Raw genomic sequence first — 24,728 nt, 5'->3', positions numbered from 1 at the left:
CTCTCTCGGGGGACGGCGCGCATCGGGCGGGCCTCAACGGAAATTTCCGGAGTTTCGGTAATCGTGCTCCGGGGGCGGGGTCTCCCAGGGCATGGATCACAACGCAACGCCGTCCCGCCGGCGGAACGGCGGCCGCGGAACGGCCACCGCGCGATGGGCGGTCGCCCCGCTGGCCGCGGTCGCCATCGCCGCCGCCGGCTGCGGCACCGAACCGTCCTCCGGGTCCACGGCAGCGGCGGCGGACCGGACGGAGCGGCCGGCCCCCGCGGCCACGGACCCCGCCACGGCTCCCGAGCCGGCCGCGTCCTCGCCCGCTCCCGAGCCGAAGCCGAAGAAGAGGACCGCCAAGACGTCCGAGAAGAAGGCGGCGAAGACCGCTCCGCGCAGGACGCGCGCCACGTCACGGTCGCCGGGGTCGGCGGCGGCCGCGCCCTCGTCCGAGGCCGGGCAGGTCGTGGCGCTGACCAACGCCGAGCGCCGCAAGAAGGGCTGCGCCGCCCTGACCGTCGACAGCAGGCTGCGGACCGCGGCCCAGCGGCACTCGGCCGACATGGTCGCCCGCGGCTACTTCAGCCACAGCAGCCCCGGCGGCAAGGGCCCGGGCGACCGGATCACCGCCGCCGGGTACCGCTGGTCCACCTACGGCGAGAACATCGCCGCCGGGCAGCGGACGCCGGCCAGCGTCGTCTCGTCCTGGATGAACAGCTCCGGGCACCGGGCGAACATCCTCAACTGCTCGTTCAAGAACATCGGGATCGGCCTGGCCCGCAAGGGCGGCACCCCGTACTGGACGCAAGTCTTCGGAGCCCGCTGAGCCTTCCGCACTCGCCGCCCCGCCGCCTGTTCAGCGCGGGGCGGCGAAGACCTGGGTCCAGTACGGCCCGCCCGGGCCGGCGGCGCGCCCGACGCCGGCCCGGCTGAACCGGCAGTTCACGATGTTGGACCTGTGCCCGGGGCTCTCCATCCACGACGTCGTCACGGCGGACGCGGACCGCTGGCCCTTGGCGATGTTCTCGGCCCAGGCGCTCCAGCGGAACCCGGTCGCGTCGATCCGTTCGCCCGGGCCCGGGCCGCCGGGGCCGGTGTGGCCGAAGTAGCCGCGGCCGGCCATGTCCGCCGAGTGGCGGCGGGCGGCCGCGGTCAGCCGCCGGTCGGCCCGCAGCGGAGCGCAGCCCCGCCGGACCCGCTGGACGTTCACCAGCCTGATCACGTCGGCCTCCGGGTTCGGCCCGGCGGCGGGCGGCCGGGTCCGCCGCGGCGTCTCGCGGGGAGTCGGCTTGCTCGCCTTCGGTGCCGGCCTCCTGGACGGGGCCGCGGTGGTCGCCCGGCTCGCGTCCGGTACGGGCGGCACCGCGACCGCCCGCTCCGGCTCGTCCGGCCAGGCGATGACGGTGACGGCCGCGAGCGCGAGCACGGCGGCCGCGCCGAGGGCCGCCACCGTACGGCCGCCGCCGGGCGGCCGGAGCCCATGCCCGCCGGAGCCCCCGGGGCCGCCGAGCGCTCCGCCGGAGACGTCCGCGGGCAGATCCGGCAGGGACGACGCCGCCGCCACCAGTTCGCGCGGCGCCGTCCCGGCCACCGCCGGGACGAGGGGCACCAGGGCGAGGCCGGCCAGCAGCGCCTCGGCGGGCACCAGCCCCTTCCGCCGCCCGCGGCAGGCCCGGCAGTCCCGGACGTGCCGGGCGATGCGCTTGCGCCACAGCGGCGCCGGCACGCCGTCCCACGGGCCCGTCACCGCCGCCAGCCCGGCGCAGGCCGGCTCGGCCGCCAGGGCCCGGACGATCATCCGGCCGGTGTCGAGCCGCTCCTTCATCCGCTTCACGCGCACGGCCGCGTGCCGGGCCGGCAGCCCGGCCGCCTCGGCCAGCTCCGCCCTGGTCAGGAGCCCGGCCGCCTCCTGCCACCACAGCGCCAGCAGCTCGCGGTCGGACCCGTCCAGCCAGCGGGTGGCCGCGGCGACCTCCCGGCGCTGCCCGGTCAGCCCGAGCCGGGCGATCGTCGTCTCGGCGAAGTCGGGCACCGGGTCCATCGCCCGCGCGGCCGCGTCGTCCAAAGCGAGCACGGGCCGCTCCCGCTGGGTGCGCCACCGCCGGCGGACCTGGTTCATCGCGATGGCGATCAGCCACGGCCGGAACCGCGCCGGGTCGTACAGGCCGCCCAGCCCGCGCAGCGCCCGGACCATGGTGTCCTGGACGACGTCGTCGACGTCGGCGTGCCCGTCGAGCGCGCGGCCGACCACGTTGTAGACCAGCGGCAGGTACTCGTGGACGAGCCGTTCGCGCGCCGCCGCGTCCCCGGCCCGCGCGGCCGCCACGAGCCGATCGAGGTCCTCCACGCCCACCTCCGCCCACCTCTCCTCCCGGTCCCCTGGGCACCGGGTGCGTCCGGCCGCCTCGCAGGAGACCCGCCGGCCGCGTGCGGATTACAGAAAGCCGCCACACTCTCCCAAATCCCCACATCCGGCGCAGCGGATCAGGGCGCGGCGGTGAGCGCGGCGAGGTCGGCGACGATCTCCGAGGCGGTCACCGGGTCCAGATCGCCGAAGCCGCCCCCGGGGACCAGCCGGACGGAGCCGAGGCGCTGCTCGGGCTCGTCGTCCGGACGGCCGGAGCCGAGGCCCGGGTCCAGGTCGAGCACGGCGCGGCCGCCGGCGGGGAGCGCGCGGGACATCTCGGCGTAGCCGGTGCGCTCCCAGCCGCGGTGGCGCAGGGCGAGGACCCGTACCGTGCGGACGTCCAGGCCCTCGAACCGGGTGAGGCCCGGGCCGCCGCGCTCCTCCGCGGAGAGCGCGTACGTCGCCCGCTCGACCTGCGGGAACGGCTGCATGATCTCGTAGTCCTCCAGCGCCTCCCGCCAGGCCGCGAGGTCCGCGCCCAGGTCCAGCGGGTGCGCGATGCCGACCGAGGCGGTGGCGGGCGGCGTGAACGCGTCGTCGCGCAGGTCGGCGAACGTCCTGTCCTCCGCGACCCGGAACGCCGTCGTGGCGCCGTCCGCCTCGGCCAGCCAGACGAGGCGGCGGGCGATGTGCCAGACCAGGGGATGCGCGACGAACAGCTCCCGGAACTCGGCCGCGGACCACCGCCGCAGCATGACCATGGCCCGCTCCAGCCGCCTGATCTGGTCCGCGGCGGCGGCCCTGGCCATCTTCTTGACCGAGGCGAAGCGCTCGTGGGCGGCCGGGGCCAGGTCGGGATCGTCCGCCGCCCCGGGACGCGGCAGCGCCTTGCGCCGCCGCCCGTCCGCGTCGAGGACGAACGGGACGAGCGCCTCGTCGAAGCCGACCGTGAACCGGCGCGGCCCGTAGTCGAGCACCATGCTCCCGTCGCCGTCCAGCCCGAAGTCCGGGACCATCCGGTCGGCGAGCCGCTCGGGCGTCAGCCCGCGGTCCGCCGCGATCTCCGCGATCCGGGCCCGGGCCTGGGTCTTGAGCCCCTTGAACCTGACCCGGCGGGCGATGCCGTCCAGATGCATGAGCGCCACGTCGGTGCCGATCCCGGCGAGGACGTCCAGCCCCTTCACCGCCTTCTGGTGGCCGCCGTCGCCGGGCCACTCGACGATCGCGGCGGCGAGCGCGCGGACCGTCCCGTCGTCGCCGAGCCAGGCGAGCTGGTCCAGCGCCCAGCCGTCCGCGGCGGGCGCGCCGTGCGCCTCCCACCGTTCGAACAGCGCCCACGAGAACGCGGCCAGCGAGCGCGCGTCGCACAGCTCGCGCACCACGCCGATCCCCGGGTACGCCTCGCCCGGCCGCGACGCCGCCAGCATCGTGATCAGGTGGCCGGCCGCCGCGGCCGGCAGCGCCCGGTCCCGGCCGCGAAGGAGGATCTGCGGGAGCGCGCCGGGCGCGGCCCACTCCCCCACGGACGGCATCCTGCCCGGCAGGTATCCCAGCGGGTCGGACACCAGCGCCTCGACCGCGGCCGCCGCCGCGTCGCCGAACTCCCGCGCGGCCGCCGCGACCGGCTCCGCGCCGATCCGGCCGGCCAGCAGCCGCAGCGCCCGCTCGGCCCGCCCGCGCTCGCGGCCCGCCGCGCCGAGCGCCGCCGGGACGAGCAGCCGGGCGGCGGCGGCGCCGTGCCGGCCGAACCAGGCGAGCGCGGTGCGGCGGGCGGCCTTCCTCCGGTCCAGCCAGCCGGCCATCAGCGCGGCGACCTCGGCGTCCAGGTACGGGAGGAGGAGGCCCGCGCAGGCGTCGGGGTCGTCCTGGGCGGCGCTCAGCGCCACTCCCCGGGCGTCCGGGCCGAACCGGCCCACCACGCACTTCATCCAGGGGACGTCGCCGTCGTCCAGCGAGGTGCGGCCCGCCCAGCCGGCGAGCAGCGGCCGGATCACCTCGTCGGGTCCCAGCATCAGCGGCTCGGCGTGCTGGGCCCAGATGAGGCCGCGGACCCGGATCCGGTGGACCACGTCCCCCCAGTCGGCACGCACCGGGTCGAAGTCCGACGGGTAGGGGGCGGGAACGGGAGCGGACCATGCCTCCCGCTCGCCCTCCTTCCAGGCCATGCGCCGCGCGGCGGGCGGGTCCAGCCCGGCGACGGCGGCGGGCCCCGCCGCCTTCCGCCCGCGGGTCCACGGCGGCCGGGCCAGCGGCTCCGGCAGCTCGTCCGGGCCGGCCTCCGGAACGCGCGGCTCGGCCGCGACGACCGTCTCGACGGCCGTCCGGGACGCGTCCGGGAGGCCGGGAAGCAGCGCGGCGGCCAGCTCCGGGCGGGCCCGCACGTGGTCGGCGAGCCGGTCGGGGTCGCCCGCCGCGGCCAGCAGCCGCAGCGCCCGCGCCGGAAACCTGGTCGCGGCCTCGTTCAGCGCGCGCTCCGCGTGCCGGTCGTCGGCGGCGAGGTCGAGCAGCAGCCGGAACGCCCCGTCGGAGGGCAGCAGGCCGATCACCTTGAGCAGCCGCTTGCGCTCGGCCGGGTCGTGGGCGCGTTCGAGGCCCCGCGCGAGCACCGGAAGAGCGCCGGCGCCGGCGGAATCGGCCAGCGTGACGAGCAGGTCCAGGCGGTGGTCCTCGTAGCTCAGCGCGTCCGCGACCGCCTGCCGCTCCGGGTCGCCGATCACGGCGCAGAGCCATTCCGTCCGGTACGAGCGGTCGTCCAGCCATTCCTGGCTCTCGTCCCGCCAGTCCGGCCGCGTCGGCAGCAGGTACGACACCACGGCCTTCTGCCGGAGCGTCCGGCGGTGCTCCGCCAGCCGCTCCTCGGCTTCCCGGTAGTCGCCGTCACCGGCCGCGGCCAGCAGGGAACGCATGCGCCGCGCGGCCTCCTCGTCGAGCCAGAGCTGCGCGCCGGCCCGCAGCCGGATCCGCCCGCCGGCGACCCACAGCGCCTCCAGGGTGCTCAGCTCGACCAGCGCGCACGCCGCGAACGCCACGCCATGCTCCGCGCTCCAGGCGTCCACGAGCCCGCGCTGCGGCTCCACCGCCTCGTCGGGAGCGACGGTGCCCTTGGACCAGCCGTACCGGCTCCGGATCCAGTCGTGCTCGGCCTCGCCCATCTCCACGGCGGGGGCGCCGTCCTTGCGCGCCCAGGCGCCGTCCTTCCAGATCCAGTCGTCCGGGTAACCGGCGCCGGGCGCCGTCCGCTCCATCTTCCACGGGAGCAGGGCGGTCACCGCCGCGCCCGCCGGGTCGGCCGCGCCGCCGAGGTAGCGGCGGGCGGCGTCCGCCCACTCCGGGCCGGGCACCGCCCTGGCGAGCAGGGGCTCGGGGTCGCTCCACCGCTCCGCGCGCTCCTGCCGCAGCCGCTCCGCCGCGTCCGCCGCGATCCTGACCACCGGGCCGGGGTGGCCGCCCCGCCGCGGATGCAGCCGCCGCCGCAGATCGGCCGGCAGCACCAGAACGTCCTCGGCCCGCGACCCGTCGCGCTGATCACTCATGCGACGCAAACGTAGGGCAGCCGCCCGACAAAAGCCGCCGAAACGGGCTTCACACGGCGAGCGTCCGGCGGAGTTCCGCGGTGTCCACGCCGGCCGAGGCCAGCAGGGGCCCGCACGGGTCGTCGGGGTCGTCCAGCAGCGCGGCCAGCAGGTGGACGGTCCCGGTGGACGCGTCGCCGCGCTCCTTGGACAGCAGCCGCGCACGGGTCACCGCCCTCCAGGCGGGGCCGCCCCCGGCCGTCGCGGCGGCCGCCGCCACGGCCGCGGAGGTGACGCCCCGCTCGCGCAGCAGCGCGGCCGCGCCGTTGAACCGGAGCAGCCCGTCGCGGAGCCGGTCGCCGGACGCCGCGAGCTGCTCGTCCAGGACGAGCATCGCCACCAGCAGGTGCACGGTCGTCACGTCGGGATGGCCGAGCCGTGCGGCCTGGCGGTCCGCTTCCAGCCGGACGCTGGGCACCACCGGCGAACCGAGGCCGCCGCCGGCCAGCTTGGCGGCGAGCCCGCCCCAGTACTTGCCGCGCCCGGTCAGCAGGCCCATGTTGCGCAGGCCGTCGACGGCGGGCGCGTGCGGGGTGCCCTCCTCGCGGGCGCTCGGGTGGACGGCGAGCCGGGCGAGGACCTCCTCCCTGCCCAGCCCCCGCTCTAGCAGGGCCTCGCTCGCCCGGTTGCCGGGGTCGTGCAGCAGCCCCATCAGGAGGTGGGCGGGGCCGGCCCGCCCGACGCCGAGCTCGCGGGCGGCCCGGAGCGCGCGATCGACCGCCGCGGCGAGCGCCCCGGACGGCGGGACGCCCGGCCGATCGTCCTTCCCGCGCGCCTCGCGGCGCTCGCGCGCCGACCACTCCGCCTCGCGCAGCAGTGCCGCGGCCTCGGGGGCCGGGGTGCCCGCGCCGCCGTCCGCGCTGAGCCAGTGGTCGGGGCCCTTGCCCGCGATGACGCCCATCAGCGCGCCCTTGGCACCCGCCTTGGGGGCCAGCACGCCGATCGCCGCGGACTCGCCCTTGAGGAGCGCGAAGAGCAGGTGCTCGGTCCCCACGCCCGGCAGGCCGAGCCGGAAGGCCCGGTCGAACGTCCGCACCAGCGGCTCCAGCAACTCGCGGGAGGCGTCGGCGGCGAGGCACGGTTCCGGCCGCATGTCGGTCCCTTCTCTCGGTGATCGGGCGTTTCGCAGCCTAGGAACGCCCCCGGCGCCGGGGCATGTGCCGATCGGCCAGACCCCCTGGCCGATCGGCCATCATGGGCGGGAAGGTCGTCCCCCTGGCAGATGAGGTGTCCGCACATTTCCCCGCTGGTCGAACGGGCCCGTTCCCTCGCCGCCCGCGAGGCGGCGCTCACCGCGCTGGCCCTCGCCGCCGGGCTCGTCCAGCTCGCGCCCGGATCCCCGTCGCCGGGCCGGATCGCCGTGAACGCGGCGGTCGCGTGCTGGACGGCGCTGCTCGTCCCCGCCCGCGGGCGCCGGCCCGCCGCGACGCTGCTGGCGACGGCGCCGGTGCTCGCCGCCGACAACATCGGGGCGATGGCCGTCCTGCCGTTCGTCGCCTTCTCGGCGGCGCGGCGCGCCCGTCCCGCCCGGCGCCTGTGGGCGGCGGTGGCGGCGGCCACGGGCGCCGGCCTGCTGCTCCTGCTCGCCGCCGGGACGGACGAGCCGTACGGGTGGGCCGGGCTGCTCGCGGCCCACGCGCTGAACGCCGTACTCCTGCTCGTCCTCCCCGCGCTCTCCGGAAGCCTCCTGGGGCGCCGCCGGCCGCTGGTCCGCCTGCTGCGGGAACGCAACGACTACCTGGAACGCGCGCAGGAGCTCACCGCCGAGAAGGCCCGCATGCAGGAACGCGCGCGCATCGCCGCCGAGATGCACGACATGCTCGGGCACCGGCTCAGCCTGATCTCGATGCACGCGGGAGCGCTGGAACTCGGCGCGGCGAAGGACGCGCCCCGCCTCAGCGGCCAGGCCGAACTCCTGCGCACCACGGCCGCGACCGCGATGTCCGAGCTGCGCGACATCCTGGGCGTCCTGCGCGACACCCTGGAGACCGGTTCCGGCGACCCTGACGCGGGCACCGGGACCCGTTCCGACATCGCCGGTCTCGTGGAGGAGTCGCGGCGCGCGGGCGTCGGCGTCGAGCTGGCCTGGACCGGGCCGGACCTGGACGGCGCCGACCCGCGCACCCGGCACGCCCTGCACCGGGTCGTCCGGGAAGGGCTGACGAACGTCCACAAGCACGCCCCGGCCGCGCGCGCCCGGGTGGAGGTGGCGGGGGACGGCGACCGCGTCCGGGTCCTGGTGGTCAACGGCCCGGTGCCGGGCGCGCGCCGCCCGCGGCCGCCCGGCACCCGCCGGGGGCTCGTCGGCCTGGACGAGCGCGTCGCGCTGATCCGCGGCACGCTCGCCACCGGCCCCACACCTGAGGGCGGGTTCCGCGTCGCGGCCGACCTGCCCCGCCATCCGCCCGTGCCGGTGCCGGTGCCGGAGCCCAGCCCCGCGCGGGAGGAGCCCGCGCCCCCGCTGGACGCCGAGGCGCTCACGCTGCCCCGCGCGCTCGGCGCCGGCTGCCTGGGACTGCTGGCGCTGGTCCCGGTCGCCGGCGGGCTGGCACTGCTGGCCGCCACGGCGCTCCTACAATGACCGGATGATCCGGACCCTCATCGCCGATGACGAGCGGCTCATGCGAGCGGGCGTCCGCCTCATCCTCGACCACGCCGACGACATCGAGGTGGTGGCCGAGGTCCCGGACGGGCCCGCCGCCGTCCGCGCCTGCCGGGAGCGCACGGTCGACGTCGCCCTGCTGGACGTGCACATGCCCGGCGGGGACGGGCTCGCCGCCGTCGCCGAGATCGTCCGCGCGTCCCCGCGGACCAGCGTCGCGATGCTCACCTCGTTCGGCGACGACCGCAACGTCGCCGAGGCGCTGCGGGCCGGCGCGGTCGGGTTCCTGCTCAAGGACACCGGGCCCGCCGACCTCATCCAGGCCGTGCGGATCGCCGCCACCGGCGAGTCGATCCTGGCGCCGCGGATCACCCGCCGGCTGATCGAGCGCCACCTGCTGTCCGGCGCCGGGGCCGAGGCCGCGCGCCGGATCGAGCGGCTCACCGCCACCGAACGCGAGGTGCTCGCGCAGGTCGCGGCCGGGTCGTCGAACGCGGAGATCGCCGAGCGGCTCTACATGAGCACGGGCACCGCGAAGGCGCACATCAGCCGCATCCTCACCAAGCTGGACTGCGCCAACCGCGTCCAGGCCGCCATCCTGGCGCACGACGCGGGCCTGACCGCGGACCACTGAACCCGTCCGCCTCCGCGGCGGCCCGAACCGGCGGGAGCCTGCCATGAGCGCCAACCTGTACGAGACCATCCGGCGCCGCCGGGACGTGCGCGCCGAGTTCACCGGCGAGCCGGTCCCCGACGAGGTCCTGCACCGGATCCTGGCGGCCGCGCACGCCGCGCCCAGCGTCGGCCTGTCCCAGCCGTGGGACTTCGTCGTCGTCCGCGACCCGGCCGTCCGCCGCGACTTCCACCGGCACGTGCGGCACGAGCGGGACGTCTTCGCGGCGTCCCTCGACCCGGCCGCCGCGGAGCGGTTCGGCCGCATCAAGATCGACGGGGTGCTGGAGGCGGGCCTGTCGATCGTGGTGACCTACGATCCCGCCCGCGGCGGCCCGGCCGTGCTCGGCCGGCACGCGATCGCCGACGCGGGCCTCTACTCGGTCTGCCTGGCCATCCAGAACCTGTGGCTCGCCGCCACCGCCGAGGACCTGGGCGTCGGCTGGGTGTCGTTCTACCGCGAGCCGTTCCTGCGCGACCTGCTCGGCATCCCCGAGGGGATCCGGCCGGTCGCCTGGCTGTGCGTGGGCCCCGTCGCCCGCCTCCAGGACGTGCCGGACCTCGAACGGCACGGCTGGAGCCGGCGCCGCCCGCTCGGCGCCGTCCTCCACCACGACCGCTGGTGAGACCCCGGCGCCGATGAGTTTCGCTCCCCCGCCCGGTCTGCATGGAACGAGGACCGTAGTGAGGAGAGATGCCAAGATGACCTCCAAGCCACTGCCGCCCGTCGTCGACGCGGAGACCTGGCGCGCCCGGCTCGACGAGCTGCGCGCCCGCGAGAAGGCCGCCACGAGGGAGCTCGACGCCATCGCCGCCGAGCGCCGCCGGCTGCCCATGGTGCGGCTGCCGGAGTACACCCTCCAGGGCCCGTCCGGCCCCGTCCGGCTCGCCGACGTCTTCGGCGGGAAGAGCCAGCTGATCACCTACCACCACATGTGGAACCCCGGCCAGAAGTGGCAGTGCCCGGGATGCACCGGGTTCACGTCCCAGTTCTGGAAGCTGGAGTTCCTCGACGAGTACGACGCCCGCTTCGTCATCGTCACCCAGGGCGAGATCGGGGAGGCCCTGGAGTACAAGCGGCGCGTCGGCAACGCGATGGACTGGTACTCGACCGCCGGCAGCCCGTTCGGCGCGGACATGGGCGCCCCGCCCGGCGCCGGCTTCGCCGTCAACGTCTTCCTGCGCGACGGCGACACCGTCTACCGCACCTGGCACACCGACGGCCGCGGCACCGAGCAGCTGAGCCACACGTTCCCGCTGATCGACCTGCTCCCGTACGGCCGCCAGGAGGAGTGGCAGGACGTCCCGGAGGGCTGGCCGCAGGCCCCGACGTACAGCCACTGGTGGCCGTCGGAGCAGTACGCCCGCTACGGCGAATGACCTGGGACGCCCGCGGCGGCTCCCAGTACGCCTGGATCCGGTAGCCGCCCGGGTCCGCGCACTCGAACGCGACGTACGGCGGCATTCAAGGCGGTTTCCTGTAATTTCCACCAATGGCCACTGTGTTCTGCAGCAGGTTCGCGGTCCGGTAAGGCCGCGTTCTGGCATGATGTGCGCCGAGTTCTTCGCGTACGGAGATGGCCGGCGGTTGAGGGGTCGCATCATGCGGAGTCGCGAGTTCAAGGGGCGTGCCAGGGTCGTCGCGGCCGTGGCGGCGATCGGGCTGCTCGGATCCGGCTGCTCGCTGGACGGGCTGAACCCGGTCGCCGAGGAGCCCACCCGGGCGGTGGAGGTACCGCCCGAACCGGCCGAACCGTCGGTGCCGAACATCGCGACCAGGTCCCTGAGCGGCATCTGGGAGGGCACCTATACCTGCAACCAGGGCCTCACGCGGCTGCGCCTCACGCTCAGCCAGCAGTCGACCGGCCAGATCACCGGCGTCCTGCGCTTCTCGGCCGATCCGAGCAACCCGTCGGTGCCCACGGGCTCCTACACCGTGAAGGGCGCCCTCAGCGGCGACACGCTGCGGCTCCAGGGCGACTCGTGGATCTCGCGGCCGGGCGACTACGTGATGGTCTCGCTGGACGCGCAGCTCTCGGCCACCGACCCCGACCAGATCCAGGGCGCGATCGACGGCAGCGGCTGCTCGACCTTCACCGTCCGGCGGAACTGAGGCGGGCCGCGCCCCGGCCGGCTCAGTCGTACGACGCGATCGCGCGCGCGTGCGCGTCGAGCACGTGCGCGAGCAGGGCGGGGGCGCGGGTGCCGTCGCCGCCGTCCGGGAGCACCTCCGGGGTGAGCGTCCAGTCCATGCCCACCCACGAGTCGCCGACCGTGCCCCGGGCGGACGGCAGGTTGTTGCACGACTGCTGGATCCGGATCGCGCGGACGGAGTCGCCGACCGGGGTGTCGGTCTCGACCAGCAGCACCGGGACGCCGACCATCGGGCCGTCCTCCACGAGCCGCAGCAGCCGATGGGCGTCCTCGCCGTCGAGCGCCGCCCCCGCGTCCATGATCACCACGAGCCGCACCGGGGGGCCGCCGTCGCCCGCGTCGCCGTCCGGACCGCCGATCCGGCGCAGGTCGACCAGGTCGAGCAGGCGGCGGAGCCGGTCGGCCGCGGCGGGTCCGGTGGCCACCCCGCCGCCCAGCAGCCCGGCGCCGCCGGCCGGGCCCAGCGCGTTCAGCCAGCCGGCGCCCGACAGGCCCATCGCGTCGATCACCTCCAGCCCGGCGAGCCCGGGCGGGACGGCGGCCAGGAACCGGGTCACCAGCGACCAGGCGTACGCGGCCGCGTCTCCGGGCACCGTGCCGCGCCCGATCCACACGGCGCGCCGCCACGGCACCCGCAGGACGAGCGGCACCCGCAGGTCCGGCAGCTCCGCGGTGGACAGCCGCCCCAGCAGGATGCCCTCGGCCAGGTCGGCGCGGGGCCGCCAGGTCAGCCAGGACGGCGCGTCGAACGGCGCCGCCTCGGCGGTCACGTGCGGCTCCACCCGGGCCAGTTCCGCGCGGAGCTGCGCGGCGTCGCCCCGCAGCCGCTCGTCGGCCGCCGCCATGAGCTGGTCGAACCGGCCGCGCGGCACCCGCCCGGTGACCTCGTCGTTGCGGATGTCGAGCGCGTGCTCGGTGGCCGCGCGGAACGCCGCCATCGAACGGCTCGCGTCCTCCCAGACCAGCCAGCACCGTTCGAGGTAGCCGACCTCGCCGGAGGACGGCGGCGGCGCGGGCGCCTCCTGCGGCGGTGGCGGCGGCGACGGCGGCCCGGGGGGCGCACCGACGGCGGGCCCGGGCGGCGGGGCGCCCATGCCGGCCTCGGCCTCGCCCGGGTCGTCGACCTCGACGCCGTGCGCCTCGACCAGCTCGGAGAGCCCGCCGGCGTACCCCTGCCCGACGGCGCGGACCTTCCACCGGTCCGCCCGGCGGTACAGCTCCAGCCCGATGATCGCCTTCTCCGGGCCGAGCCCGGCGACCGTGAACAGCGCCATCGGGTCGCCGCTCGCCGCGGAGAGCTGGACCTGCGGCGGCGGCACCGCCCCGAACGAGATCCCGCCCGCGGACAGGCTGACCGCGATCAGCACCGCCTGCGCGTCCGCGGGGACGGCGTCGAGATCGAGGTCGACGCGCTGCCGGCCGCCGCCGTCCGTCCAGCGGACGCCCGGCGCCTCGGGCGCGTTGAAGAAGACCAGGTCGGCGTCGGAGCGCACGCGCAGGTCGGCGCCCACCAGCAGGGCGCTGACGTCCACGGGTACGGCACAGGACACGGTCGCGGTGAGCCGGCGGGCCGGCAGCGGGGTGTTGGCGCCGCGCGCGAGTTCGAGCATCGCCGGTCAGGCCAGGCCGGCGATCGTCGGCAGCATGTCCTCGAAGGTGCGGCCGTGGCACGGCTCGCCGATCGCGTTCATCTTCCACGCGCCGCCGTGCCGGTAGAGCCGGGCCATCACCATGGCGGTGTGGGCGCCGCCGCCGGACAGCGTGTACCGGGCCAGCTCGCCGCCGCCCGTCTCGTCGACCAGCCGGCAGAAGGCGTTCTCGACCTCGTCGAACGTCTGCCCGTTGAACGAGCTGACGGTGAACACCAGCGAGCTGACGTGCACCGGCAGCCGCGCCAGATCGACGATCACCGACTCGTCGTCGCCGTCGCCCGCGCCGGTCAGGTTGTCGCCGGTGTGCCGCACGGAGCCGTCGTCGCTGACCAGCTTGCTGAAGAAGACGACGTCGGCGATGCGGCCGTCGGCGAAGAGCACGCAGGAGGCGTCGAGGTCGATCTCCCGCTGCCGGGAGCCGAAGAAGCCCTGTTTGCGCACCGCGTCCCAGCCCAGGCCCATCCGGACCATGCGCAGCGTTCCGCCCGGCTTCTCCAGCGAGATCCGCTGGCCCTTCACCATCGAGACGGTCACGGCCGTCGCCTCCTCGTGTCCCCTTCGCCGCGCGCTCTCCGGGAGCGCGCCGGCCGGCGGCATCCCGCCCGCCGCGAGGCGGGCCACGAGGCGGGCCGCGGGGCGGGCGAGGTGCGGCAGAAGCCTTGCAGCCCGGCGGCCCGGTTGTCACCCCGTTCGGCGGCGGGCCGCGGAACGGGCCGACCCTCCCGCGTCTCAGATGTACGACCATGGCCATCTGAACGGACCGGTCCGGCGGCATGTCGTAGCGTTGGACGCCGTCGGCCTGATCACGCCTATGTACGGAAGGTGACGGATGATCGATCCGGGGCGAGTGCTGGCGGGACGTTACCGGCTGGTCGAGGCACTGGGCGCGGGCGGGTTCGGCGAGGTCTGGCGGGGCGTGGACGAGCGCCTGGAGCGGGACGTGGCGGTGAAGATCCTCCTCGGCACCGTGGACGGGGACCCGCAGGCCGTCCGGCTCTTCGAGCGCGAGGCCAAGCTCGGGGCGCGGCTGGCCCATCCGGGGATCACCGTGGTGCACGACTTCGGGATCGACTCCTCGTACCGGTACGTGGTGATGGAACTCCTCCCCGGCCGCAACCTGGCGGCGGTGCTGGCGGAGCATCCGCAGGGCCTCGACACGGCCGAGGTCGCGGACCTGGGCGCGCAGGTGGCCGAGGCGCTCGCAGCGGCGCACGCCGCGGGGATCGTCCACCGGGACGTCAAGCCCGCCAACCTGATGCTCCTGGACGGCCGCCGCGTCAAGGTCTGCGACTTCGGCATCGCGCGCGCCGCCGGGGCCACCGCCAGCGTGACCGCGCAGGGCTTCGCCTCCCTGGCGTACGCGGCGCCCGAGCAGCTCTCGAACGAGCCGGTGGACGGCCGCGCGGACCTGTACTCGCTGGGCTGCACGCTGTACCACCTGCTCACCGGGAGCCCGCCGTTCACCGGGGAGACGCACCTGGCGGTCCTGGCGGGGCACCTGTCCAGGACGCCCGACCCGCCGAGCGCGCTGCGCGGCGGGATCCCGCCCGAGCTGGACGGGATCCTCATGGAGCTGCTGGCCAAGAGCCCCGCCCAGCGCCCGGACGACGCCGCGGCGGTCGCCGCCCGGCTGCGCGCCGCGACCGCCGCCTCCGGGGAGGACCCGCCGGGGCGGACGCGGACGCGGCGCATGGAGCCCGAGGACGCGCGGCCTCCGGGGGACCCGGATGCGGTCTTCCTCGGCACCGCGGACTGGAGCGCCACGGCGACCGCGTTCCGCGGCCGCCACCACGAGTCGTTCACCTTCGTCTTCCCGCCCGGCGGGAGCCGCTCCGGCGCCGGGAGCGTCTGGGGGGACGGCGTCTACACCGACGACTCCTCCATCGGCCTCGCCGCCGTCCACGCCGGCGTGATCACGCTGCGGGACGGCGGCCCGGTGACGTTCAGGCCCGGTCCCGGCCGGCTGCACTACGGCTCGCGCGAACGCAACGGCGTCAGGAGCGGCAGCTGGGGCCCCTGGCGGGGCAGCTTCACCTTCCCCGAGCACCAGTTCCGCGAGCACCGGGGCCGGGCACGGCCGGCACCTCCGCCCGGGGAGCCGATCCTCCTCGGCCCGGCGGACTGGAGCGCCACGGCCGCGGCCTTCCGCGGCCGCGACCACGAGCGCTTCACCTTCGTCTTCCCGCCCGGCGGGAAGCACCACAAGGCCGGGAAGGTCTGGGGGGACGGCGTCTACACCGACGACTCCTCGATCGGCCTCGCCGCCGTCCACGCCGGCCTCATCACCCTGAAGAACGGCGGCCCCGTCACCTTCGAGATCCGCCCCGGCCAGGGCGGCTACGGCTCGGCGCGGCGCAACGGCGTCAAGTCCTCCAGATGGGGCGAGTGGCTGGGCAGCTTCGTCTTCCCCTGATCGCCGCGCCCGGCGTCAGAGGGCGCGGGTGGCGGTCCCGGCGCGGGTGGCGGCGCGTACGCCCTGGTAGCGGCCGGGGTGCTCGGCCAGCCAGACGTGGCCGCCGAGGAGCACCGGCTGCGGCCGGTGGAGGCGGGCGGGGCGCCAGGGGCGCTGCTGGAGGAACGCGACGTTCACCCGGTCGCCGCCGGTCATGCCGTACGCCAGGGTGATCGTTCCCACCGCGGACGGGCCGAAGGGGCGGGCGAGGCCGATGTGGTGGCCGCCCAGGACGAGGCCGTCCGGGCCCGTCGGGCCGTGCAGGGCGTGGGTCACGGGGGTGCCGGCGGCCGGGTCCAGGACGAGGCGGGTGGGGTGGCCGTCCTGGTGGTAGAGGCGGGCGGTCCAGCCGGTGAGGGGCAGGGTCACCGTGTCGAGCAGGCTGTCGTGGTGGTGGTCGCGATCGGTCAGGTTACGGGTCATCGGTGTCTCCGGTCGGCGGGTTCGCGGGGTGCGGGGCGGGTGCGAGGAGGGCGCGCAGCGCGGCGGTCGCGGTGGCGTCGCCCACGGCCACGAGCTCGTCGCCCGGCCGCAGGCGGAGGCCGGCACCGGGCGAGGTGATGGTCCTGCCGGCGCGCTGGACCGCCACGATCGGCGCGGGCGTGCGGAGGTCGCCCAGCGTCCGGCCGGCGTAGGGCGAGGCGGCGCCCAGCGGGACGCGGACCGCCCGCAGGCCCGTGACGCGCAGCTCGTCCAGGGCGCGGGCCAGGTCCGGGACGTGGTCGGCGACGGCCGGCGGCCCGAGCAGCTCGGCGACCGTGCGGGGTTCGGTGCCGGTCAGCTCCACGGTGCAGCGGACGCTGTCGTGGTCGTGCGGGTCGTACAGCACCAGGTCGCGGCGGCCGTCCCGGTGCGCGACCACGCCGGCGCGCCGGCCCGCGGTGGTGGTGAAGGCGTACAAGAAGCCGACCTTGGGCAGGACCGTCCTGTCCAGGAGCATCGACTGTCCCTTCTGTCGTGGCGTCGGTCCTCGGTCGGGCCCCGTACGGCGGGCGCGCGTGCCCTCGGGGTGGCGGCGTAATGCCCGAAATCGGGGTGTTTAAAGGTGCGCCACCGGTGGCGGGCCGCGGGACCGGTCGTGGCGGGACCTCGGGCGAGTGCGAGTCCTCCCTTGACTCTCCTCCACTATGAGCGCCGGGAGCGGCGGTCACCATCGGGCCCGTCACTCATTTTCGGGACGGCGGACGTGTACGTCCGGCCGCGGCGCCCGGTAGTACCCGCACTACCAGGCGCCGCCCCCGGTCCTCGCCCGGCCGGGGGTCACCCGCGGGTAACCCCCGGGTGGCCGTCAGCGCACGCGGATCAGACCCCACAGCCCCTCGGTCAGCGCCCAGCGCCACACGCCCGTCCGGTACGCGTAGTCGCCGCGCGCCCCGGCCCGGAACGTCAGCGACCGCACGGTGCCGTTGGTCAGGCCGCCGATCGCACCCACGCGCGGCCCGTCCAGGTGCTCCTCCATGGGCCACGTCTGGCCGTGCACATGGAACGTGTGGTTGCGCGGCCGGTCGGCCGCCACCACCAGATGAACCCGGACGAGGTCGCCGCGGCGGCAGCGCAGCACCGGCGTGCCCGGGTCCGGGTCCGCCAGGGACGGGCTCGGCGGGAACAGGTGGGCGCTCCGGTAGTTGAACGCCTTCTGCCCCGAGTCCTCGGGCTCGTCCTCCAGGTCGGTCACCGGCTGCGTCGGGTCGCCGTGGTGGTACTGGCGGATCCCGTCCTGGAGCACCAGGACCAGCTCGTGGACGTCCTCGCCGCCCGGGCTCCGGACGACCGCCTGAGCGCCCGTCCAGCCGTCGCCGGTGGAGTCCGCCGGGTACGGGGTGGCGCCGGCGGGCTCCACCACGAGGGCGCCGACCAGGCCGCGGTGCCGGTGGGTGCGCAGGTCGGCGCGGTCCTCCAGGACGACGGCGCCCGGGGTGTCGGCGTACCAGCGGTACGTCGCCGTGCCGCCCGGCTTGACCGTCCCGTCCGGGTTGCGGCCCACGTTGGCGCCGTCGCTCGTCCGGACGTCGTAGCGGAGCGGGCCGGACGGGTGCAGCGACACCCGCGCCGACACCTCCCGGTCCGCCGGGTCGTCCAGGGCCGGCAGCGGCGGGTCGTGCGGCGTCGGCTCGGGCGGCGCGTCCAGCTCGTTGGCGAGCGTCAGCTCGACCCACTCGCCCGCCCGGCAGCGGATGATCAGCGGGCCGTCCGGGTCGTCCGTGCCGTCGAGGACGTAGGCCAGGCCGAACGGGTCGCTGCGCCGGTCGCTGTAGTGGATCTCGCGAGCGACCGCCCGGACGCGGTACCGGCGCGCCGTGCGCGGATCGAACGGCGGCGGCCCGCCCGCCGGGCCCGCCGGGGCCGCGGGGTCCAGAAGGGCGCCGGGCAGCGGCGGCAGGTCCGGCCGCTCCTCCTCGTGCAGGCGGAACAGGCCCCAGGAGCCCAGCCAGGTGTCGTCGATGGCCGAGAACGCCCACAGGTAGTCGCCGGGGCCGTGCGGCTCGTCGATGTGCAGGCTGAACGCCTCGGAGATCCCGATCGTCTGCTGCGTGCGCAGCGGGGACGACGGGTCGTCCCGCCAGGCGCGCCAGCGCATCCCGTGCACGGTGAAGCCGTGCTGCTCCTCGTGCGAGCCCTGGTAGAGCCGCACGCGCAGCCGCTCCCCGGGGTAGCCGCGCAGCAGCGGCGTGCCCGGGTCGCCGTGCGCGGCGCTGGAGAACCAGTCGGCCGGGTCGCCGGGCCGCTCGTGCAGCGGCGCGCAGCGGTAGCCGACGGCCATCGTGCCCTGGTCGTCGAGCGAGCCGGGGAACGCCGGCGGGTTGATCGGGTTCCCGGTCTCGCCGGCGCCGTGCTCGAACAGCGGGACGAAGTCCGCCACCGGCACCACCTGCTCGCGGAACGCGCTCCCATCGGGCAGCCGCACCACGGCCCGCGCCGCGTTGCGGACCTCCCGGCCGTGGTCGTGCGGATCGACCCACACCGCCCCCGCCGGCTCGGCGATCATGGCGCCGAACAGGCCGTGCCGCTGCCGCTCGTTGGCCAGGAGGTGGTCGTGGAAGAACACGACGCCGAACTCCTCGTCGCAGTACCACCGGTAGACCCAGGAGCCGTAGCGGGCACGGTCCTCCTCGCCCGCGTCGGACGTGGCCGTCCCGGACAGGTAGTTCCAGCCGACGCTGGCGCCGTCGGCCACCAGCGGGTCGAACTTCACCAGGTGGACGTGCAGCCCGCACTCCGGCTGGAACGGCAGCACCGGGTCGAACGCGGTCTCCTCGTGGCAGCCGGGCGGCAGCTCGTTGGTCAGGGTGAGTTCGAGGATCTCGCCCTCGCGCGCCCGGATCGCGATCGGCTCGATCTTCCGGGTGCCCGCCGCCAGCTCGCGCTGGAAGGCCGCGACGCCGCCGGCGGCGTCGATCTCCTCCTTGAGCACGTAGAACACGCCGCGGTGGTCGTGCCACGTGTCATGGTGCCCGCCGCCGTGGCCGCCGCTCTCGTAGTAGTGCAGCGTCCCCTGGAGGACGACGAGGTGGTAGCGGCGCACCGGCGCGTCCGGGTCCAGGGTCACCCTGGTGAACGCCTCGCCCGGTCGCGGGTCCGGCACGAACGCGGCCCGCTCCAGCTCGGACGGCTCCCGCCCCATCCCCTCCGGCATTCCCGGAGTGCGCGGCGGGCGGGGCGACTTCTGCGGGAACGTCCCGTCCAGGAACGCCGGGAAGCCCGGCCGCTCGGCGGTGGGGACGGGCGGCGCGGCCTGCCCGGGCAGCGGGCGGAGCGGCGCGATCGGCGTGCCGTCCGGGTACGCGCCGGCGCCCTCCTGGAGGACGTCGAAGACCCGCCACATCCCCCACATGCCGGAGTGGAAGTGCGGATACAGGTGGCAGTGGAAGATGATGTCCCCGGTCGCCCGCTGCACCGACCCCGCGCCGCCGATCGGCTCGATCGTGAACGCCTGCTGCGGGCCGATGGTGATCGAGTCGATGATCGGCGACTCGTCGTGCCCCGGGACCGCCCGCCACTGGTGCAGGTGCAGGTGGAAGACATGGGTCTCCTTCACCCCTGCGTGCACCACCCGGATCCGGGCCGGGTCGCCGCGGTACGCGCGGAAGATCGGGGTCGCCGGGTCGCCGAACAGCCAGGAGCTGTGGTGCTGCTCCTCGCCGACGACCGCGTCCCGCACCGGGTCGATCGCGCCGTCCTCCAGGAGCCGCTCGTACGCGAGCGCGCGCCAGCCCATCGGCTCGGTGCGGTAGCTCATGAGCATCATCGAGGCGGCGTGCTCGTTCTCGCCGTGCTCCCCGTGCTCCCCGCCCTCCCCGTGATCGTCGTCGTGGTCGGGGAAGAAGACCGGCGCGATCCGCTCGCCACCGGCCGCGGGCGAATGCGTGTGCGGCCGGGGGCGGTCGCACTCGTACAGCGGGTGCGGCGGCAGGACCGGGTTGTGGTTGGGGGTCTCGTCCTGCATGAACAGCGCGTACTCGCGGAAGCTCGGCTCCCCCGGAACGTGCACGTCGGCGTACAGCCCGTCCAGCAGCGGGGCGCCGGTCACCGGATCGGTCCAGGTGGCGCCCGCCGGCTCCACGACGAGCGCGCCGAACAGGCCGTGCGCCTGGGAGCCGTGCTCGTCGCCGCGCAGGTCGGCGAGATCGCCGAAGAAGAAGACGCCCTCCTCCGCGGCGTCCCACTCGTACGTGACGGTGCCGCCCGGCTCGACCGCCGAGTCCGGGTTGCGGCCGACCGCCCCGCCGTCGGCCTCCGTGACCCGGTACCCGACGCCCTGGGCGTGGATCCCGGCGCGCCGCCGCAGCTCGTTGCGGAACCGTACGGCGACCTTCTCGCCGGCGCGGGCCCGCAGGACCAGCGGGCGCACCAGCGGATGCGGGTGCGGGAGCCGCTCCGGCTCGGTCAGCGGGTCCGGGAAGGGCCGCGGGAAGCCGCCCCGGACCTCGGTCAGCGCGGCCTCGTGCGCCGCCAGCGTGAAGATCATCCCATCGCGGTCGTGGTCCCCGTGCGCGTCGTAGACGATGGGGACGTGCATCGCGACGACGTCGTACTCCCTCTTCTCACCCATGAATTTCCCCCTGGAAACTCCCGATCTCCGGCGGCCGTCCGCTCGTGGACGGCCCCGCCCTGGCTGCGGGGTGCGTGCGGCGGGGTGCTCGTGCGGCGGGGTTTCGCGGGGTGCGCGGGGTGGTTCGCGCGAGGTACTAGTGAGTAAGACCTACGGGAGGTACCGCAAAGTTCCGGCCGGATCCGGTCATGGAGCGAACTTTGCGGAACGGAGCCCCGGACCGGCCGGGCGGCGGCGGTCCGGGGCTCCGCCGGTCCTCGTTCAGGCGAGGAGGGCGGCGACCGCGTCGGCGGTGGCCGGGTGCTCGGCCAGGAGAGCCGAGCCCCGGGCCGCACCCGCCCCCGTCCCGGCCCCCGCCGCCGCGGCCGGCCACTCGGGCGGGAGGCCCAGCAGGGCCGTGACCGCGTCGCAGGCGGCCGGGTGGGCGGCCAGGAGATCACCGGCCGGGCCGCCGTCCACGGCGGCGGGCGCGGCGGACGGCGGCGGGGCCGTCCAGGGCGGGGTCCAGGAGTCCAGCGCCGGCAGGGTGGCCGGGAACGTGCGGCCCGCCTCCCTGATCAGCACCGGCACCATCTCCGCCGCGTGGTCCTTCAGCGTGGTGATCAGCTTCGGCAGCCACGGCAGCAGCACCATGTCCGGCAGCCGGGCGAACGCCTTCGACAGCACCTCCACCACCAGCGACGCGAGCGCCGGGGCGGGCTCCAGGGCCTGCACGAACCCGCTCAGGTAGAGCGGGAACGACGGGACGACCAGCGGGTTGTCCAGCAGCTCGTCGCACCGGCGCCGCAGCTCGTCCAGCGGCAGCAGCCCGAGCTGGGTCTGCGCCGCCCACAGCAGCGCGATCTTGGCCGGCGACTCCGGATGCGACTGCTGGACGGCCAGCTCCAGCTGGGTGTGGTCGCAGCCGAGGGACAGCGCCAGGCTCTCCATCCCGAGCAGGAACCCCAGCATCGCCGCCACCTGCCGGACGCCGGTGTCGTCGTCGGTGAACGCGGTCGGCAGCAGCGTGCAGTAGTGCGCGTACCCGGCGGTGACGAAGTCCTGGCACCAGCCCGGCAGCTCGGGCTCGGTCACCTGGTAGTGGGTCAGCAGCCGCCGGACGCGGCGCAGCACCTCGGGCGCGTCGTCCACCGTGCGCTCGGCGGCGAGCAGCTCGACCGCGCGGGCGCCCAGCTCGTCGGTGAGCCGCCGGGTGCCCAGGTAGAGGATGGCGTCCTCCACCGCGGCGAGCGCCCCGGCGGCGGTCGCCCGCGGACCGTGCACCGCCTTGCGCAGCCGCTGCTCGAGGACCTGCTCGATCGTGACGCCCTCGTAGCCCAGCTCGACGATCGAGCGCATGTTCCGGCCGATCGCCAGGTCCCAGCTCTCCTGGATGGACCGCTCGCCCAGCCGCCGCGAACCCATGATCGGCCGGACCGCGTCGTCCGGCACCAGCCGGCGCAGGATCCAGAGCAGGTCCGAGCACGGCCGCAGGTGCGGATCGGCGTCCAGGTTCAGCAGCGCCCGCTGGATCGTGCGCTTCTCCAGGTCCAGGCCCAGCGGCGCCAGCCGGTCGAGGACGTCGCGGGCCAGCGGCGGCAGCGCGTCGTACCCGACCTCGCCCACCCGGTCGCCGCCGAGCAGGATCTCGCACAGCCGCGCGATGTCGCGGCGGCCCGGCACCGCGTCCTTCTCGATGCAGGTGACCGCCGCGTCCTGGAAGTCGTACGGCGTCGGCCGCCGCCGCCCGCGTACCCCCGCCAGCAGGATCGACGTCTCGTACACCGCGATCGCGTCGGCGGTGCTGGACGCGTAGCCGTTCCTGCGGGCCAGCCGGACGATGTCGACGCACCAGCCGAGCAGCTCCTGCTCGTCCAGGCCGTCCGGCGCCGGCGCGGCCGTCAGGAAGCCCGACAGCCGGTCGGCCACCGGCGCGGCGGGCGCGGGCGGCGCCTTCTTCAGCGCCGCCTTCCCGCCCAGCCGGAACGGCTTGAGGCCGCTGCGCCGCAGCGCCTTCGCCCACGTCGCGGCGGCGATCGACACCGAGCCGGGCGCCAGCCCGAACTGCGCCTCGATCGCCGAGTGGCTGGACGGGATCAGCCCGTACTGCCACTTCGTGGCCGTGCGCGGCGCGATCTCGAACGAGCCCGCCGTGCCGTGCAGCCCGAACTCCTCCACCCGGCTCGCCGCGTGGAACGCGCCGCACACGTACAGGCAGTCGTCCGGATCGGCGCCGGACGACGCCAGGTGCTCGCGCATCCGCGTCCACATGTAGCGCTCGCGGTCCTCGTCCACGGCGGTGCGGTCCGCGCCCTCCGGCCGCAGCCGCCGGAACAGGCTGCCGATCAGCACCATGACCTGGCGGTACGTGTCGTGGTCGGCGTCGACGAGCGGCTGCTCGACGTACTGGTCCCACCACTCCGACCAGTGCCGCACCTTGCCGTGGTGCAGCAGGTGCTCCTCCAGCTCGGCGAACCGCGGCCGGAGGTCGCCGATCTCGACGCCGACCGCGTCGCCGTGCAGCGCCGACTCGTCGTCCTCGGCGGCCTTGCCCGCGCCGCCCGCTTCGTCGTCCTGCGCCTCGCCGTCCTCGCGCGGCGCCCACTGGAAGACGTGGTCGGTCGACCGGTCCACCAGGACCAGCTCCACGCCGGGCGTGGTGAGCGCGTACGAGATCGCCTGGTACTCCGCGGACGCCTCGGTGATCGGCGCGACCACGCTCAGCGGTGCCCACTTCGCCGGGAAGCCGTCGATGTCGGTCGCGAACGACTGCAGCGCCACCGGGAGCTTGCAGTTGTGCAGCTCGTCGAGCAGCGGGCGCATGTCCTCGCACAGCTCCAGGTAGACGACCTTCGGCCGCTTCTCCCGCAGCCGGCGGGCCATCGCCGTCGCCGAGGACGGCGAGTGGTGGCACACCGGGAAGATCTCCAGCGGCTCGCGCAGCGCCCGGTCGACGTCCGCGACCAGCCCCTCCAGGATCTCCGTCAGGGGGCCGGCCCCGAACCGCTCCGCCGCCCCGAGCAGTTGCTCGCGCAACCCGCCGAACGGCCCGGCGGCCACGCCCTCCAGATCGGTCGCGGGCGCCGTCACGACAGCTTCGCCAGCGCTTCGCGGCCGCCCTCCAGGAAGCCCTGCCACGCGCCCTCCTCCTTCTTGCTGCGCGGCTCGACGACGCCGTGCCAGAACTTGTTCAGGATGGCCAGGTCCTCGGGCGTGCGGCGGGCCAGCGAGCCGACCAGCGAGGACGCCAGCGTCTCGGCGCGCAGCTCGCGCTCGCCGAAGAACTGGCTGTGCAGGATCGCGTCCTCCAGCACGCCGATCTGCTCGGCCGTCGACAGCGCCGACTCCAGCTTCTCGTCGTCGCTGCTCGCGGACGCGGCGGCGGCGCGCAGGTCGGCGAAGCTCTGCAGCAGCACCTCCAGCAGCGACGGCGCCACCTCCAGCTCCATCCGGTGCCGCTTCAGCAGCTCGGTGGTCCGGAACCGGACGATCTCCGACTCGGCCTTCTTGCTGGTCACCACCGGGATGCGGACGAAGTTGAAGCGCCGCTTGAGCGCCGAGGACAGGTCGTTGACGCCCCGGTCACGGCTGTTGGCCGTCGCGATGATGGAGAAGCCCGGCTGCGCGAACACGGTGTTGTCGGTGTCCAGCTCGGGGATGGAGACGTACTTCTCCGAGAGGATCGAGATCAGCGCGTCCTGCACGTCGCTGGTGGAACGGGTCAGCTCCTCGAACCGCCCGATCACGCCGCGCTCCATCGCGGTCATGATCGGGGACGGGATCATCGACTCCCGGGACTGCCCCTTGGCGATCACCATGGAGACGTTCCAGGAGTACTTGATGTGGTCCTCGGTGGTGCCGGCGGTGCCCTGGACGACCAGCGTCGAGTTGCGGCTGATCGCCGCCGACAGCAGCTCGGCCAGCCAGGACTTGCCGGTGCCGGGGTCGCCGATCAGCAGCAGCCCGCGGTCGGACGCGAGCGTGACGATCGCGCGCTCGACGAACGTCCGGTCGCCGAACCACTTCTGCGGGATCTCCCGGTCGAGGCCGTCGGAGCGCTCGGACCCCAGGACGAACGTGCGCACCATCCGCGGGCTCAGCCGCCACGAGAACGGCTTGGGCGTGTCGTCGATCGACTCCAGGTAGTCCAGCTCGTCGGCGTACTTGACCTCGGCGGGGGCGCGCAGCATGTCATCGGTCATGTCGGGGGAACTCCTAGATGTCCAGGGTGAGTGACGTCTGCCGGATCAGGCCCGGTCG

17 protein-coding genes are annotated in these 24,728 nt (G+C 75.6%); 7 read left to right on the top strand and 10 right to left on the bottom strand.

Translation table 11 applies throughout. The features are described from left to right. The first annotated feature begins 91 nt into the window (after window positions 1–91). Window positions 92–814 carry a CAP domain-containing protein gene (locus ACA361_RS26820; protein WP_375016229.1) on the top strand — a complete coding sequence of 241 codons (723 nt, stop codon included), beginning with the start codon at window positions 92–94 and terminating at the stop codon, window positions 812–814. A gap of 30 nt (window positions 815–844) precedes the next feature. On the opposite strand, the gene ACA361_RS26815 is transcribed toward ACA361_RS26820, so the two are convergent. The 3 genes from ACA361_RS26815 to ACA361_RS26805 all read right to left on the bottom strand — a co-directional run bounded on the left by ACA361_RS26815 (window position 845) and on the right by ACA361_RS26805 (window position 7,000). Further along, window positions 845–2,335: a sigma-70 family RNA polymerase sigma factor gene (locus tag ACA361_RS26815; protein WP_375016227.1), complete on the bottom strand. Its 1,491-nt coding sequence runs from the start codon at window positions 2,333–2,335 to the stop codon at window positions 845–847. Window positions 2,336–2,472: 137 nt separating this feature from the next. Beyond that, entirely contained in the window at window positions 2,473–5,868 is a 3,396-nt protein-coding gene (locus ACA361_RS26810) for a DUF4132 domain-containing protein (protein ID WP_375016225.1), read from the bottom strand. Between the two features lie 49 nt (window positions 5,869–5,917). Then, window positions 5,918–7,000 (bottom strand): Clp protease N-terminal domain-containing protein, encoded by a 1,083-nt coding sequence (locus ACA361_RS26805; RefSeq protein ID WP_375016224.1) that lies wholly within the window; start codon window positions 6,998–7,000, stop codon window positions 5,918–5,920. Between the two features lie 129 nt (window positions 7,001–7,129). Between ACA361_RS26805 and ACA361_RS26800 the strand changes: the two genes are divergently transcribed. The 5 genes from ACA361_RS26800 (at window position 7,130) to ACA361_RS26780 (ending at window position 11,294) form a co-directional block, all read left to right on the top strand. After that, entirely contained in the window at window positions 7,130–8,488 is a 1,359-nt protein-coding gene (locus ACA361_RS26800; protein WP_375016222.1) for a sensor histidine kinase, read from the top strand. A 4-nt stretch (window positions 8,489–8,492) separates the two neighbouring features. Next, window positions 8,493–9,143 (top strand): response regulator, encoded by a 651-nt coding sequence (locus tag ACA361_RS26795; RefSeq protein WP_375016221.1) that lies wholly within the window; start codon window positions 8,493–8,495, stop codon window positions 9,141–9,143. A 43-nt stretch (window positions 9,144–9,186) separates the two neighbouring features. Next, the gene (gene bluB, locus ACA361_RS26790; RefSeq protein ID WP_375016219.1) at window positions 9,187–9,807 is read left to right on the top strand and encodes a 5,6-dimethylbenzimidazole synthase; all 621 of its coding nucleotides are present in this window, start codon (window positions 9,187–9,189) and stop codon (window positions 9,805–9,807) included. A gap of 76 nt (window positions 9,808–9,883) precedes the next feature. Next, window positions 9,884–10,561, top strand: a complete 678-nt coding sequence (locus ACA361_RS26785; RefSeq protein WP_375016217.1) for a DUF899 domain-containing protein — start codon at window positions 9,884–9,886, stop codon at window positions 10,559–10,561. 223 nt (window positions 10,562–10,784) lie between these two features. Continuing rightward, window positions 10,785–11,294, top strand: a complete 510-nt coding sequence (locus ACA361_RS26780; RefSeq protein ID WP_375016215.1) for a hypothetical protein — start codon at window positions 10,785–10,787, stop codon at window positions 11,292–11,294. 22 nt (window positions 11,295–11,316) lie between these two features. On the opposite strand, the gene ACA361_RS26775 is transcribed toward ACA361_RS26780, so the two are convergent. Both ACA361_RS26775 and ACA361_RS26770 read right to left on the bottom strand, forming a co-directional pair. Beyond that, a complete protein-coding gene (locus ACA361_RS26775; protein ID WP_375016213.1) occupies window positions 11,317–12,945 on the bottom strand; it encodes a TerD family protein in 1,629 nt (542 codons plus the stop codon). Window positions 12,946–12,951: 6 nt separating this feature from the next. Then, window positions 12,952–13,521: a TerD family protein gene (locus ACA361_RS26770; protein ID WP_375016212.1), complete on the bottom strand. Its 570-nt coding sequence runs from the start codon at window positions 13,519–13,521 to the stop codon at window positions 12,952–12,954. A 295-nt stretch (window positions 13,522–13,816) separates the two neighbouring features. On the opposite strand from ACA361_RS26770, the gene ACA361_RS26765 reads away from it, so the two are divergent. Further along, on the top strand, window positions 13,817–15,400 hold the full coding sequence (locus ACA361_RS26765) for a protein kinase (RefSeq protein ID WP_375016210.1): 1,584 nt from the start codon (window positions 13,817–13,819) through the stop codon (window positions 15,398–15,400). A 15-nt stretch (window positions 15,401–15,415) separates the two neighbouring features. Here the strand turns inward: ACA361_RS26765 and ACA361_RS26760 are convergent, their stop codons facing one another. The 5 genes from ACA361_RS26760 to ACA361_RS26740 form a co-directional block, all read right to left on the bottom strand. Next, window positions 15,416–15,862, bottom strand: coding sequence for a hypothetical protein (locus tag ACA361_RS26760; RefSeq protein ID WP_375016208.1), 447 nt, complete (start codon window positions 15,860–15,862; stop codon window positions 15,416–15,418). Continuing rightward, complete coding sequence (locus ACA361_RS26755; RefSeq protein WP_375016206.1) at window positions 15,852–16,379, bottom strand: cation:proton antiporter regulatory subunit; 528 nt, start codon at window positions 16,377–16,379, stop codon at window positions 15,852–15,854. The genes ACA361_RS26760 and ACA361_RS26755 overlap by 11 nt, the downstream gene beginning before the upstream one ends. Before the next feature lie 348 nt (window positions 16,380–16,727). After that, window positions 16,728–20,489, bottom strand: a complete 3,762-nt coding sequence (locus tag ACA361_RS26750) for a multicopper oxidase domain-containing protein (RefSeq protein ID WP_375016204.1) — start codon at window positions 20,487–20,489, stop codon at window positions 16,728–16,730. Between the two features lie 261 nt (window positions 20,490–20,750). Beyond that, a complete protein-coding gene (locus tag ACA361_RS26745) occupies window positions 20,751–23,558 on the bottom strand; it encodes a hypothetical protein (RefSeq protein WP_375016202.1) in 2,808 nt (935 codons plus the stop codon). Further along, entirely contained in the window at window positions 23,555–24,670 is a 1,116-nt protein-coding gene (locus ACA361_RS26740) for an AAA family ATPase (RefSeq protein WP_375016200.1), read from the bottom strand. The genes ACA361_RS26745 and ACA361_RS26740 overlap by 4 nt, the downstream gene beginning before the upstream one ends. Window positions 24,671–24,728 lie beyond the last annotated feature (58 nt).

It is taken from the genome of Actinomadura sp. 21ATH (genome assembly GCF_041951345.1).
In the GTDB taxonomy this organism is placed as follows: Bacteria; Actinomycetota; Actinomycetes; order Streptosporangiales; family Streptosporangiaceae; genus Spirillospora.
The sequence above is the reverse complement of the archived record's forward strand: the minus strand, read 5'-3'. Positions and strand labels throughout refer to the sequence as shown.